The sequence below is a fragment of the Brevibacterium ihuae genome (genome assembly GCF_900184225.1).
Taxonomy (GTDB): Bacteria; Actinomycetota; Actinomycetes; order Actinomycetales; family Brevibacteriaceae; genus Brevibacterium; species Brevibacterium ihuae.
The window spans coordinates 1,385,771-1,398,647 of the sequence record NZ_FXWZ01000003.1; the positions used below are offsets into that span (position 1 = coordinate 1,385,771).

Annotated in this window: 10 protein-coding genes; 7 read left to right on the plus strand and 3 right to left on the minus strand. The window is 71.1% G+C overall.

The features are described from left to right. Positions 1 to 71 precede the first annotated feature (71 nt). Positions 72 to 2,681, plus strand: a complete 2,610-nt coding sequence (gene clpB, locus C1A17_RS11515; protein ID WP_101653104.1) for an ATP-dependent chaperone ClpB — start codon at positions 72 to 74, stop codon at positions 2,679 to 2,681. A 99-nt stretch (positions 2,682 to 2,780) separates the two neighbouring features. Here the strand turns inward: clpB and C1A17_RS11520 are convergent, their stop codons facing one another. Both C1A17_RS11520 and C1A17_RS11525 read right to left on the minus strand, forming a co-directional pair. After that, positions 2,781 to 3,788 carry a septum formation family protein gene (locus tag C1A17_RS11520; protein ID WP_101653105.1) on the minus strand — a complete coding sequence of 336 codons (1,008 nt, stop codon included), beginning with the start codon at positions 3,786 to 3,788 and terminating at the stop codon, positions 2,781 to 2,783. Positions 3,789 to 3,873: 85 nt separating this feature from the next. Next, the gene (locus C1A17_RS11525) at positions 3,874 to 4,665 is read right to left on the minus strand and encodes an exodeoxyribonuclease III (protein WP_101653106.1); all 792 of its coding nucleotides are present in this window, start codon (positions 4,663 to 4,665) and stop codon (positions 3,874 to 3,876) included. A 93-nt stretch (positions 4,666 to 4,758) separates the two neighbouring features. Between C1A17_RS11525 and C1A17_RS11530 the strand changes: the two genes are divergently transcribed. The 6 genes from C1A17_RS11530 to C1A17_RS11555 all read left to right on the plus strand — a co-directional run bounded on the left by C1A17_RS11530 (position 4,759) and on the right by C1A17_RS11555 (position 11,481). Beyond that, positions 4,759 to 5,607, plus strand: coding sequence for an SDR family NAD(P)-dependent oxidoreductase (locus C1A17_RS11530; RefSeq protein WP_101653107.1), 849 nt, complete (start codon positions 4,759 to 4,761; stop codon positions 5,605 to 5,607). Positions 5,608 to 6,039: 432 nt separating this feature from the next. Next, the gene (gene pyrE, locus C1A17_RS11535) at positions 6,040 to 6,612 is read left to right on the plus strand and encodes an orotate phosphoribosyltransferase (RefSeq protein WP_101653108.1); all 573 of its coding nucleotides are present in this window, start codon (positions 6,040 to 6,042) and stop codon (positions 6,610 to 6,612) included. A 164-nt stretch (positions 6,613 to 6,776) separates the two neighbouring features. Continuing rightward, the gene (locus C1A17_RS11540; protein WP_101653109.1) at positions 6,777 to 7,661 is read left to right on the plus strand and encodes an ABC transporter ATP-binding protein; all 885 of its coding nucleotides are present in this window, start codon (positions 6,777 to 6,779) and stop codon (positions 7,659 to 7,661) included. Continuing rightward, complete coding sequence (locus tag C1A17_RS11545) at positions 7,661 to 9,379, plus strand: ABC transporter permease (RefSeq protein ID WP_101653110.1); 1,719 nt, start codon at positions 7,661 to 7,663, stop codon at positions 9,377 to 9,379. The genes C1A17_RS11540 and C1A17_RS11545 overlap by 1 nt, the downstream gene beginning before the upstream one ends. Then, on the plus strand, positions 9,376 to 10,038 hold the full coding sequence (locus C1A17_RS11550; RefSeq protein WP_101653111.1) for a TrmH family RNA methyltransferase: 663 nt from the start codon (positions 9,376 to 9,378) through the stop codon (positions 10,036 to 10,038). Before C1A17_RS11545 ends, C1A17_RS11550 begins: the two co-directional genes overlap by 4 nt. Before the next feature lie 153 nt (positions 10,039 to 10,191). Next, positions 10,192 to 11,481 (plus strand): LppM family (lipo)protein, encoded by a 1,290-nt coding sequence (locus tag C1A17_RS11555; protein ID WP_101653112.1) that lies wholly within the window; start codon positions 10,192 to 10,194, stop codon positions 11,479 to 11,481. Between the two features lie 226 nt (positions 11,482 to 11,707). On the opposite strand, the gene C1A17_RS11560 is transcribed toward C1A17_RS11555, so the two are convergent. Further along, positions 11,708 to 12,853, minus strand: coding sequence for an acyl-CoA dehydrogenase family protein (locus tag C1A17_RS11560; RefSeq protein ID WP_101653113.1), 1,146 nt, complete (start codon positions 12,851 to 12,853; stop codon positions 11,708 to 11,710). Between the last annotated feature and the right edge of the window lie 24 nt (positions 12,854 to 12,877).

Sequence of the window (12,877 nt, forward strand, 5' to 3'; positions counted from 1 at the left end):
ATAGACTCAACCCTGGTGATGTTGTCCCATCAGACGCCCGAAGAAGGCACGGATTCGAAAGGACACCATCCATGACCGCACAGTTCACGACGAAGTCGCAGGAAGTGCTCTCGGCCGCGGTGAAGGACGCCGTGGACCGGGGCCACTCGCAGGTCGACCCCGCACACATCCTGCTCGCCCTGCTCACCCAGCCGGAGAGCATCGCCGGCGCGCTCCTCGAGCATCTCGGCGCGAGCTCCGCCGCCGTGCGCTCCGAGGTCGAGCAGGTCCTCGCCGGCCTGCCGAGCGTGTCCGGCACCAACCAGGCGCAGCCGAGCCTCTCCCGCAGCGGCCTCCAGCTCGTCACCACCGCGGAGAAGGAGATGGCCGCCCTCGGCGACCAGTTCATCTCCACCGAGCACCTGCTCATCGCCGCCACGGCCGACTCCGGCCCGGTTCGCTCCCTGCTGGGCCGCAACGGGGTCACCCGCGACGGCCTCCTCGCCGCGCTGCCGGAGGTGCGCGGCGGTCGCAAGGTCACGAGCGAGAACCCCGAGGACACCTTCCAGGCGCTCGAGAAGTACGGCGTCGACCTCACCGCCGCCGCGCGCGAGGGGAAGCTCGACCCGGTGATCGGCCGCGACTCCGAGATCCGCCGGGTGGTCCAGGTGCTCTCGCGCCGGACGAAGAACAACCCGGTGCTCATCGGCGAGCCCGGCGTCGGCAAGACCGCCGTCGTCGAGGGCCTCGCCCAGCGCATCGTCGCCGGCGACGTCCCGGACTCGCTCCGCAACAAGACGCTCATCAGCCTCGACATGGCAGGCATGGTCGCCGGCGCCAAGTACCGCGGCGAGTTCGAGGAGCGCCTCAAGGCCGTGCTCGAGGAGATCAAGTCCTCCGACGGCCAGGTCGTGACGTTCATCGACGAGATCCACACCGTCGTCGGCGCCGGGGCCACCGGCGACTCCGCGATGGATGCCGGCAACATGCTCAAGCCGATGCTCGCGCGCGGTGAGCTGCGGCTCGTCGGCGCGACCACGCTCGACGAGTACCGCGAGAACATCGAGAAGGACCCCGCGCTCGAACGCCGCTTCCAGCAGGTGTTCGTCGGCGAGCCGAGCGTCGAGGACTCGATCGCGATCCTCCGCGGCCTCAAGGAGCGCTACGAAGCGCACCACAAGGTGACGATCGCCGACTCCGCGCTCGTCGCCGCGGCGTCCCTGTCGAACCGCTACATCTCCGGCCGTCAGCTGCCGGACAAGGCGATCGACCTCGTCGACGAGGCGGCGTCCCGCCTGCGGATGGAGATCGACTCCGCCCCCATCGAGATCGACGAGCTCACCCGGGCCGTCGACCGCCTCAAAATGGAGGAGATGGCTCTCGAGCGCGAGAGCGACGCCGCCTCGGTCGAACGGCTCGCGGTGCTCCGCGAGGACCTCGCCGACAAGCAGGAGGAGCTCGCGGGACTCAACGCGACGTGGGAGACCCAGCGCGCCGGCCTCAACCGGGTGGGCGAGCTCAAGCAGAAGCTCGACGACCTGCGCTCGCAGGCCGAGATCGCCCGCCGCGACACCGACCTCGAGACGGCCTCCCGCCTGCTCTACGGCGAGATCCCGGCCGTCGAGCAGGAGATCGCCGCCGCCGAGGCGGAGGAGAAGGCGGCCGGAACCGCCCGTGCGATGGTCGGCGACCAGGTGACCGCCGACGACATCGCCGAGGTGGTCGCCGCCTGGACCGGCATCCCCGCCGGCCGGCTGCTCGAGGGGGAGCGCGACAAGCTCCTCCGCGCCGAGGAGATCATCGGTCAGCGGCTCATCGGCCAGACCTCGGCCGTCGCCTCGGTGTCGGACGCGATCCGGCGGTCGCGGGCAGGCGTGTCCGATCCCGACCGGCCGACCGGCAGCTTCCTGTTCCTCGGTCCCACCGGTGTGGGCAAGACCGAGCTCGCGAAGTCGCTCGCCGACTTCCTGTTCGACGACGAGCGCGCGCTCGTGCGCATCGACATGAGCGAGTACGGCGAGAAGCACTCGGTGTCCCGGCTCGTCGGCGCGCCTCCCGGCTACGTCGGCTACGAGACCGGCGGACAGCTCACCGAGGCGATCCGCCGCCGGCCCTACTCGGTGGTGCTGCTCGACGAGGTCGAGAAGGCGCACCCGGACGTGTTCGACATCCTGCTCCAGGTGCTCGACGACGGCCGGCTCACCGACGGGCAGGGGAGGACCGTGGACTTCCGCAACACGATCCTCATCCTCACCTCGAACCTCGGCTCGCAGTTCCTCGTCGACCAGTCGCTCGAGAAGGAGCAGCGGGAGTCGGCGGTGATGGACGTCGTGCACCGCGCGTTCAAGCCGGAGTTCCTCAACCGGCTCGACGACGTCGTGATGTTCGACCCGCTGTCCATGGAGGACCTCAGCCGCATCGTCGATCTGCAGATCGCGGCGATGCAGGAGCGGCTGGCCGAACGCCGGCTCACCCTGGAGATCACTCCGGCGGCCTCGGAATGGCTGGCGCTCGAGGGCTACGATCCCGCGTACGGCGCCCGGCCGCTGCGCCGCCTCGTGCAGCGCGAGATCGGCGACCGGCTCGCCAAGGAGATCCTCGGCGGCGTCGTCCACGACGGCGACACCATCCGGGTCGATCGCCCGGCGGACGGCGACGCGGATCCCGCGGCCGGCGGTCTCGTCATCACCCCGGTGGGCTGAGCAAGGCCAGCACCCGGAACGGGTTCCGGAACGGAGAGGGAGCGTCCCCGCGGTGACATCACCGCGGGGACGCTCCTCGCTGTGCGGACGCGCAGGCCGTCACGAGCTGGGGAGGAGATTCTCCGAGAAGTCGCTCTCATCGGTGCGGTGGACGAGGCAGTGGATGTGGCGATCGCCGGTGCCCCACGATTCCGCGGTCGGGATGACGTAGCTCGCGGTGAAGTCGTCGCTGAGCTTGGCAGGATCGAGGGCGCCGGCCGTCCCGGACTGGCAGAACGACTGGGCGCTCTCCGTCAGGGTCCCGGTGCTGGGATAGGAGTCGCCCTCGACCTCCTGCTGCGCGTACACCTGGGCGAAGTGCGGCTCATCGCAGTCGACGGTCTGCAGGGACCCGGCGACGTCCGGGTTGACGATGCAGTCGCCGACGGCCAGGTCGGGCTCGCTGCCCGCCGCCTGCGTGACCTCCTCCGTGGGCTGCTCCGCAGGCTCCTCGGTGGGCTGGGCGACCGGGGTCTCCGGCGGCTCGGGCTCGTTCGCGGGGAAGAGGAGGTTCCGGGCGAGCAGTCCGCCGCCGACGAGCAGCGCGAGGACGAGGAACCCGCCCACGACGAGGCCGACGACCAGCCCGGTGCGCTTCTTCCGCGGCGGCTGCGGGCCGCCCGGTCCACCGGGGTATCCGGGTCCTGCGGGTGCTCCGGGATAGCCGCCGCCGGCCGCTGCTCCGGGGTATCCGTGCCCGCCGGCCCCGGTCGGTGCGGCGCCGGGATAGCCTGCCGGAGCTCCGGTGTGCGGACCGGGGCCGGGTGAGCCGGTGTGCGGAGGGCCGACCGGCGCGCCCTGGGGTGCGGAGCCGGCGGGGCCCCGGCCGCCGGGAGCGGAGTACGGTCCGGGCTGTCCGGGGGGACGTGCGCCGTACGGACCGCTCTGCTGAGGCCCGCCCGGGGACGGTGCGCCGGGAGCGCCGGACTGCGGGCCGGCTGCGGGGCCGCCCGGCCGGGCGCCGGGATGCGGTGCCCCAGGACCCGGCTGCGCGCCCTGACCCGAGCCCGGCTGCGGATTGACCTGCGGAGGGTTCGGACGGCGGTAGGGATCGCTGGGGTAGCTCATGCCGTCCAGCCTAGGTCACGGCTCGCCCGCCCTACCACCGTGCGGCGGCGAGTATGGCGGAACTGGAACACGGGCGGCGGCGGGATCACACCGTGTAGTCGACGACGACCGGCGCGTGGTCGGAGGCTCCCTTGCCCTTGCGCTCCTCCCGGTCGACGAAGGCGTCCGCGGCGCGTTCGGCGAGGGCGGCGGAGGCGAGCTGGAAGTCGATGCGCATGCCCTGCTTCTTGGGGAAGCGGAGCTTCTGATAGTCCCAGAACGTGTAGACGCCGGGGCCCGGGGTGAACGGCCGGGCGACGTCGGTGAGACCGCTGTCGAGGAGCGCGGCGAACGCTGCGCGCTCGGGTTCGGAGACGTGCGTGGCGCCCTCGAACTCGGCCATGTCCCATACGTCGTCGTCCTCGGGGGCGACGTTGAAGTCGCCGCACAGCACGAGGGGCGCCTCAGGGGAGTCGGCGAGGGTCCGGGCGACCTCGGCGCGGAGCGCCTCGAGCCACGTGAGCTTGTACACGTAGTGCGGATGGTCGAGCTCGCGGCCGTTGGGCACGTAGAGCGAGTGGACGCGCACGCCGTCGCAGTCGGCGCTGATGGCGCGCGCCTCGACGTCGGCGCTCTCGCCGAAGCCGGGGACGTCGGGGAACCCGATCTCGACGTCCGCCAGTCCCACGCGGCTCGCGATCGCGACGCCGTTCCACTGGTTGAGCCCGTGGAAGGCGACCTCGTAGCCCCGGTCGGAGAACACCTCGGCGGGGAACTGGTCGTCGCGGCACTTGAGCTCCTGGATCGCCAGGACGTCCGTGTCCGAGCGGTCGAGCCAGGCGCCGATCCGGTCCGCCCGGGCCCGGATCGAGTTGACGTTCCATGTGGCGATTCGCATGCCACCCACTGTATCCGGCGGCCCTGCCGCACGCTTCCACCCAGCCGCGAGTATGCCTCCTGCGGCGTCCGGCGCGCGTCGTAGGCTGTCCCCATGGATTCCGCACCGCGCCGCAGGTCTGCCCGTCCGTTCGCCGCCCTGCGTCCGGCAGACGTCCCGGTCGCCCTCGTCACCGGGGCCACGAGCGGCATCGGCCTCGAGTTCGCCCGGGCGCTCGCCGCCGATGGCTACCACCTCGTGCTCGTCGCCCGGACGCTGCCCCGGCTGGAGGAGACCGCCGATCTGCTCGAGGACGAGTTCGGGGTGCCGGTGCGCGTCCTGTCGGCGGACCTCGCGAGCGAGCAGGGCATCGCGACGGTGGTCGCGTTCATCGGGCACGAGCGGGTCGACGTCGTGGTGAACAACGCCGGCTATGGCCTGCCGTACTCCGCGCTCCGCAGCGATCCGGCCGAGCTCGCCGCCCTCGACCGCGTCCTCAACGTCGCGGTGCAGCAGATCTCGTGGCACGCCGCGCAGCGGATGCTCGAGCGCGGTCGCGGCGGGATCATCACCGTCTCCTCGATGGCGGCGCTCACCACGATGGGGGCGTACGCCGCGGCGAAGTCGGCGGCCATGGTGTTCACCGAGAACCTCGCCGGGGAGCTCGCCGGCACGCCGGTCACCGCCACCGCGGTGCTGCCGGGCTACGTGCACACCGAGTTCCACGACCGGATGCGCGTGGACATGTCGAAGCTGCCGTCGGTGGCCTGGGTCGACGCCCGGACCGTCGCGCGCGAAGGGCTGGCCGACGCCCGCGCGGGAAAGGCGGTGTCCGTCCCCGGTCTGCAGTACAAGATCGCCTACCTCATCGCGCAGACGGCGCCGCGGCCGCTCATCCGCGGCGTGAGCAGCGGGTTCCGGGCGGTCCGAATGACCCGGCGGTCCCGCCGGCGTCCTTCCTGACAGCGGGGCCGGCGGCCCCGTGCGATCCGGCAGGATGCCCTGTCGCGAACCGCTCACCGGGGAGGACGGCGAACCGGGAACCGGCGACGTCTACTTGCGGGTAGGGGTCGCTCGCCGGGGCTGCGGTGGTCCGGTCCGCGGCGCGCTCACCCGCACGGATGCGCAGTTGTCTATGCAAACTTGTGAACTACCTGAGAGTAACCGAATGAAGTGAACTCCTGGTTTACACGCGTCGGATTCCTGTGGTGGAATGGAATCATTCGTCCGGTGGGGATCGGACGAATGAAGCGGACGTATGGGGATGCGTCCGGGTACTCGAGGGGAGTGCTGCAGAAGTCCCGGGATGTCGCGGTATCCGCGCCCCGGGACTTCTGTATTCACCATGTTTCCCGGGTGCGCAGTCTTCCGCAGTCGTCCTCGTAGAATGAGGGCATGTCTCCGACCTCCGCTGCGGAATCCCGCGCCCAGCTGCTGAAACTCATCGACGAGCTCGCCGTGGTCCGCGGCCGGGTGACGCTGTCCTCGGGCAAGGAGGCCGACTACTACCTCGACCTCCGCCGGGTCACACTCGATCACCGGAGCGCACCGCTCATCGGCGACGTCGTCCTCGACCTCCTCGGCCGTGAGGGCTACCTCGACCGGATCGATGCAGTGGGCGGCCTGACCATGGGCGCGGATCCGGTCGGCACGGCCGTCATGCACCGGTCCGTGGTGCGCGGCACCCCGCTCGACACCTTCGTCGTGCGGAAGGAGGCCAAGAAGCACGGGATGGGCCGTCGCGTCGAAGGCCCCGACGTCGCCGGCAAGCGGGTCGTCGCCGTCGAGGACACCTCGACCACGGGCGGCTCCGTGCTCACCGCGGTGGAGGCGCTCCGCGAAGCCGGCGCCGAGGTCGTCGCCGTCGCCGTGGTCATGGACCGCGGGACCGGGGCCAGGGAGCGGGTCGAAGCCGAGGGCCTTCCCTACCTCACCGCGCTCACCACCGCCGATCTCGGACTCGACTGAGCCGTTCCGCGGGGCCGATCCGCGGACGGAACCGGGAATCAGCGGAGAATCGACGATCGGACCCGTGCTCGGTTTGTGGCATGTCCCACCCTCGGGACACACTTGACTCTGCGCACCGTTCGGTCGGACTCGTGCGCGGCCACTGGGAAGAAGAAGGACGATCAGTGCTCACACTCACAGGCATCACGCTCAAGTCGGGTCGCAAGACCTGGCTCAAGGACGTGTCATTCACCGCGCAGGCGCGGCGCATCACCGGGATCGTCGGACCGCGCGGGTCCGGGAAGACCGAGCTCGCGCGCGTCATCATGGGGCTCGTCGAGCCCGATTCCGGCACCGTGACCCTCGAAGGCCACGAGCTCGGCTACGGCGACCGCCAGAACTTCGGCTACCTGCCCGCTGAGCGCGGCGGCTACCCGTCGATGAAGGTCCTCGAGCAGATCGTCTACTTCGCGCGGCTGCACGGGATGACCATGGGTGCCGCGGAGCGCAATGCGGTCACCCTGCTCGCGCGCCTCGACCTCTCCGACCGCGCCTACGCGCCCCTGTCGCACCTGTCGGGCACCGAGGTCGCCCGGGTCGACATCGCCGCGATCCTCGCCGCGGACCCGGACGTCGTCGTCCTCGACGAACCCTTCGACGGCCTCGACGCCGCGAGCGCGGAGAAGGTGTTCGACCTGCTCCGCGACCACGCCGACTCCGGCGTGCCCGTCGTCTTCACCTCCGACAGCTGGGATCTCACCCAGGCCGCCGCCGACGACATCATCGTCCTCTCCCACGGGGCGATCGCCCAGCAGGGCACGCTCGACGAGCTCCGGGCCGACCACCGGAGCTACCGCGTCGACTTCGCCGATGAGTCCGCGGCCACCGCCGCCGAGGCGCACCTCGCCGCGAGCCCGGGCGTCACCTCCGTCCGGCGCACCGGGACCCGGGTGCTCGTCGAGGCGGCTGATGTCGACTCCGCCGGCGCCGCGGTGAGCGGTCTGCCGGGCCTGCGCGGCTTCACCACCGTCGAGCCGAGCCTCGCCGAACTGTTCAAGGAGAAGGTGTGATGACGAATCCCAAGGACGCGAACACGGGTCGCCCGAAGAAGGACGCCGACCTCTCCTCCGACCTCGGCAGCTTCGAGGACGACGAGTTCCTCGTCGAGGACGAGACCACGGGCACCGATGCCGCGGAGCCGGGTGCGACCGGGACCGCCGCCGCGGATCCCGCCGACCCGGCTGACCCCGCCGTCGACGAGCCCGTCGCCGACGCCGACGCTGCCGGGGATCCCGATGACGACATCGAGGTCGCGAGCATCGACGATGACGACGACGTGCCCTATGAGCTCCGCGAGGAGCGTCAGGACCCGGCGACCGAGCCGCGCACGGGCCTCGTCTCGGAGTTCCGCGACCTCACCGGTCGGCAGGCCGCCTGGCTCGTCTCCAACCGCGAGACCACCACGACCTCGCGCAGTCCGCTGTTCTATGCCACCGCCCTCATCGTCGGCCTCGGCGTGCTCGCGGCCCTCGTCATCGGCCTCGGCAACGCCGGGCGAACCGGCGGCGGTGCCGATTCGACGATCGCCGTCGTCGGGATCGGCGAGCAGGCGCCCCTGTTCGAGCAGCAGCTCGGCATGGGAGTGGTCGATGCGGAGAGCGTCGAAGCCGCGCAGGAGATGGTCCGCAGCGGCGAGGTCGACGCCGCGCTGATCCCGGACGTCACCGGTCAGGGCAACGACACGATCGTCGCCCTCAACAGCGAGCCGACGGCCGTGCTCGACACGTTCGCCCCGCAGATGCCGGTGACCTATCTCGAGCCCCCGGCGGTCAACACCGAGGTCGCCACCGCGCTCGGCTGGGGCATGGCGTTCCTCCTCATCGCCTCGGTGCTCACGCTCGGTGCCGCGCTGTACGCGAACATGCGGGTGGAGAAGCGCAGCCGGATCGCGGAGATCCTCGCCGCGACGATCCCTGCGAAATCCGCCGCCTGGGGCCGCGTCTACGGGCTGACGCTCCTGTCGCTCGGCTACCTCGTCATCGCCGTCGGCGTGCTGCTGCTCGGACTGTCGATCGCCTCGCGCACCTCGCTCGCGGTCTCGATGCTGCCCGGTCTCGGCTGGTTCGCCGGACTATTCATCCTCGCCCACCTGCTGTTCCTCTCGCTGTTCCTCTGGGCGGCGACCGGTGCGAAGCCCCGGGGACGCCGGATCGGCCTCGGTCTCGTCGTGCTCCTGCTCCTCGGCGGAGCGATCGCCCCGCTGTTCTTCCTCGCCGATTTCGCTGTGCTCCGGTGGCTCTCGTGGATCCCGTTCACCGCTCCGGTGGCGACCCCGCTGCGCTACTTCGCCTCCCAGGCTGAGTGGTGGGAGGGGCTCATCGCGCTGGGCTCCGTGCTCGTGGCCGGCCTCATCGCCTTCGCGCTCGCCTCCGCCGCCTACAGCCGCAATCTCCTCCGCGGCTCCGGTCGCGCGGGAGCCACGCCGAAGTCCTCGAAGAACGCGAAGTCGGCTGCGGCGGCCGACACCGACGAGGACGCCGATGCGGACGAGAAGGATGCGAAGTCCGCGAAGTCCGCTGGGTCCGCGAAGTCCGCTGCGAAGGCGTCCGCGAAGACCGCCTCCGGTGCGAAGTCGGCGACGGCGGGGAAGAAAGCCGCTGCGAAGTCCGGCGCGGCGACCGCGAAGTCCGGCGAATCCGCGACCGCGAAGAAGTCGGCGGCGACGAAGTCAACCTCCGGCGGCTCCTCGTCCGCGGCGTCCAGGCGGAAGAAGCCGGGCGCGCGGTGACCACCTCGCATACCGACGGGCAGGACGGCTCCCCGGAGCGCCTGCCCGTCGGCGTCGGTCCCTGGGAGGGGCCGTGGCCCGACGGCGACCACTGGGATCCCGAACTCCTCGCCGAGGGCGACCGGCGCAACGTCGTCGATGCCTACCGGTACTGGCGGCTCGAGGCGATCGTCGCCGACCTCGATCGCTCCCGCCACGCCTTCCACGTCGCCGTGGAGAACTGGCAGCACGACCTCAATATCGGCTCGGTGGTGCGGACCGCGAACGCCTTCAACGCGGCGGCCGTGCACATCGTGGGCAGGCGGCGCTGGAACCGCAGGGGCGCCATGGTCACCGACCGGTACCAGCACATCCACCACCATCCCGACGCCGCGGCGCTCGCCGCCTGGTGCGCCGACCGCGGTCTGATGCTCATCGGCGTCGACAACTTCCCCGACTCGGTTCCGCTCGAGACGTTCGACCTGCCCGAGTCCGCCATGCTCCTGTTCGGCCAGGAGGGCCCCGGTCTCACCGATGAAGCCCATGCCGCCTGCGAGTCCGTGCTGTCGATCGAGCAGTACGGTTCGACGCGCTCGATGAACGCGGCCGCCGCAGCCGCGATCGCGATGCACGCGTGGATCCGCCGGCACGCCTTCGGCCAGCGCGTACCGGGATCCTGACCGCCCTCCTTCCGATGTGTGCCGACCGGTCCCGAGGGGCTCGCCGCGTCCGCTCCTCCGCCCGGCTCGTCTGATGACCCGGGGCTCACGGTGGCGCGGGAAGCCGCCTGCCGCATAGGTTTGAGCCAGCACTCATCGACGAAAGGTTCGGCCATGATCCCGGTCTCCCCACCGTCCCTGCGTCCGGTCGACTCCCGCGTCGTCGTCCCGCGGCGTTCCCGCCCGGTCGTGGTCGCTCTCCTCGCTCTGCTGCTCGTCCTCCTCACCGGCTGCGTCAAGCTCAACGCTGACGTCGACGTCAGCCGTGAGCTGCGGCTCTCCGGAACGATGTCGGTGATGATGAAGAAGACTGCCGTCGAGGACCTCGGCGAGTCCCCGGACACCGCGCTCGCGGAGATGACCGCGGACATCCCTGACATGTCGGATCGCGGAGTGACCTTCGCGGAGGTCACCGACGATCTCTACTTCGGCGTGGAGTTCACGCTCGACGACGTCGATCCCTCGCAGTTCACCGAGGACGAGCTCGGCTTCATCTCCCAGCTGTCCCTCTCCGAGCAGGACGGCACGATCTCGATGTCGATGCCGAACCCGGTGGTCATGCCCGCGATCGACATGGGGACCTCGCCGGGCGGCTTCGGCGGGACGGGCGGCTTCGGCGGCGGCGGGGTCGACAGCATGCGGTCGATGCTCGACGAATCGGTGATGACCTTCACCTTCCCGGGCAAGGTCCTCGACGCACCGGGAGCCCAGGTCGACGGCTCGACCGCGTCGTGGGACCTCCAGACCTTCGAGGGCGAGGAGCTCACCGCACAGGCGGAGGCCTCCGGCTTCCCCTGGTGGATCCTCATCGTCGTCGGAGCCGTCGTCCTCCTCGCCATCGCCGCGCTCGTCATCGTCCTCATCGTGATGTCGCGGAAGAAGAAGCGGCAGCAGCAGAGCGTCGGCTTCGGTGCTCCGGGTGCTCAGTACGGCGCGCCCGGCGGGCAGGGATATCCCGGTGGCCCCGGGGGACAGGGATACCCGGGCGCCTCGGGCGGGGTACCCGGTCCCTACGGGTCCGGTCCTCAGGGGCCGTACGGCTCCGGTCCCGTGCCGGGGCAGCACGGGGGAGCTCAGCCCGGTCCGTACGGTTCCGGACCCGCACCGGGGCAGTACGGATCCGGTCCGCAGCCCGGTTCCGGCCAGCAGCAGCCCGGGCCGTACGGCGCGGGGAGTCAGCAGCCGGGACCGTACGGCTCCGGCGGACCTGCCGGTCCATCGACCGGGCAGCCGAACCCCGGTCACCCGGGAGGTCACCCGCACGGCGGGACGCAGATGCCCGGTCAGCCCGCGTCCGGTCAGCACGGGCCGGGTCCGTACCCGTCCGGCCAGCAGGGCGGCTTCCCGGGGCAGAACCCTCCCGGCCAGGATCCGCAGGACCGGTTCCGCCCGCCGCGCCACTGAGCCCGGCCGGCCCGGCGGCCGGCACGCAGGGTCCGGTGCCGGGTTGCGGTGCAGGCTCGCCATCCGCCTCTCAGGCGTCCTGCGGACCTGCATGCAACGGACCTGACTGCCATGCAACGACACTGACGCCGGCCGCCGGGATCGCCCGCGCGCACGACAGAGCCCCTCGGGGTCTCCGAGGGGCTCTGTCGTGCTCCGACTGGGCCCGTGCGGACCTCGGCGGGACTCAGCTCACGTCGGCAGCCTCGGGCTCGATGAGTCCGCCGAGCTCGGCGAGCTCCGCGGTGAGCGACTTCTGGTCGTCGAAGGTGCGCGGGATGACGGTGAGGCGCTTGGCGTAGTGGCCGATGGGGTACTCCATCGTCATGCCGATGCCGCCGTGCATCTGGATCGACTCCTGGCTGATCTGCTCGGCCGCGTCGTCGATGATGATCTTCGCGGCGACGACGTCGGTGTGACGCGACTTCGAGGTGCCGTCGACGTCCTGGGTGACCGCGAGCCGGGAGTACAGCGCCATGCTCTTGGCGCCCTCGAGCGTGGCGTACATGTCGGCCGCACGGTGCTGGAGCACCTGGTTGCGGCCGATGGGCGCGCCGAACTGCTCGCGGGTGTGGAGGTACTCCGCGGTCATCTTGAGCGAGGCCTCCATCGCACCGACGGCCTCGGCCGCGAGTGCGGCGTTGGCGGTGTCGATGACCCGGGTGATCGCATCGCTCGCGTCGCCGGTGCCCAGGCGGGTCGCCGGGGCGTTCTCGAAGAGGACCGAGGCGGTCTTGAGGCCGTCGGCCTGGGTGCGCACGTCGACGGTCACGCCCTCGGCCTGCGCGTCGACGAGGAACAGTCCCACGCCGCCGTCGACGGCTGCGGAGACGACGAACTGCGTGGCGGCGTCCCCGCCGAGCACGCCGGACTTCTCACCGGTGAGGGTGGCCTCGTCGCCGGACACGGCGGCGGTGGTCGCCGGGGCGGTGAGGTCGTAGCGGCTGTTCGGCTCCTGGCCGGCGAAGGCGAGGAAGGTCGATCCCTCGGACACGCCGGGCAGGATCTCCGCCTTCTGCGCGTCGGTGCCGGCGGCATTCACCAGTCCGCCGCCGAGCACGACGGTGGCGAGGTAGGGCTCGAGCACGAGGGCGCGGCCGAACTCCTCCATGACCACGGCCACCTCGGCGAAGCCCATTCCGGCGCCGCCGTGCTCCTCGGCGAAGGGCAGACCCAGGAGACCGATCTCGGCGTACTGGTTCCACATCTCCTCGCTCCAGCCCTTCTCGGAGGCGAGGATTTCGTCGCGGGTGCCCGCGTCGTACTTGGACTTGAGCAGGCGGGCGACGGTCGAGCCGAGCTCCTGCTGGACATCATTGAGTTCGAGATCCATGGGGCGATTCTCCTTACGATTGCG

Coding starts and splice junctions, on each gene's coding strand:
- C1A17_RS11560 (WP_101653113.1), bottom strand. CDS start 12,853: ATGGATCTCGAACTCAATGATGTCCAGCAGGAGCTCGGCTCGACCGTC.
- C1A17_RS11545 (WP_101653110.1), top strand. CDS start 7,661: ATGACGAATCCCAAGGACGCGAACACGGGTCGCCCGAAGAAGGACGCC.
- C1A17_RS11530 (WP_101653107.1), top strand. CDS start 4,759: ATGGATTCCGCACCGCGCCGCAGGTCTGCCCGTCCGTTCGCCGCCCTG.
- C1A17_RS11555 (WP_101653112.1), top strand. CDS start 10,192: ATGATCCCGGTCTCCCCACCGTCCCTGCGTCCGGTCGACTCCCGCGTC.
- C1A17_RS11525 (WP_101653106.1), bottom strand. CDS start 4,665: ATGCGAATCGCCACATGGAACGTCAACTCGATCCGGGCCCGGGCGGAC.
- C1A17_RS11520 (WP_101653105.1), bottom strand. CDS start 3,788: ATGAGCTACCCCAGCGATCCCTACCGCCGTCCGAACCCTCCGCAGGTC.
- pyrE (WP_101653108.1), top strand. CDS start 6,040: ATGTCTCCGACCTCCGCTGCGGAATCCCGCGCCCAGCTGCTGAAACTC.
- clpB (WP_101653104.1), top strand. CDS start 72: ATGACCGCACAGTTCACGACGAAGTCGCAGGAAGTGCTCTCGGCCGCG.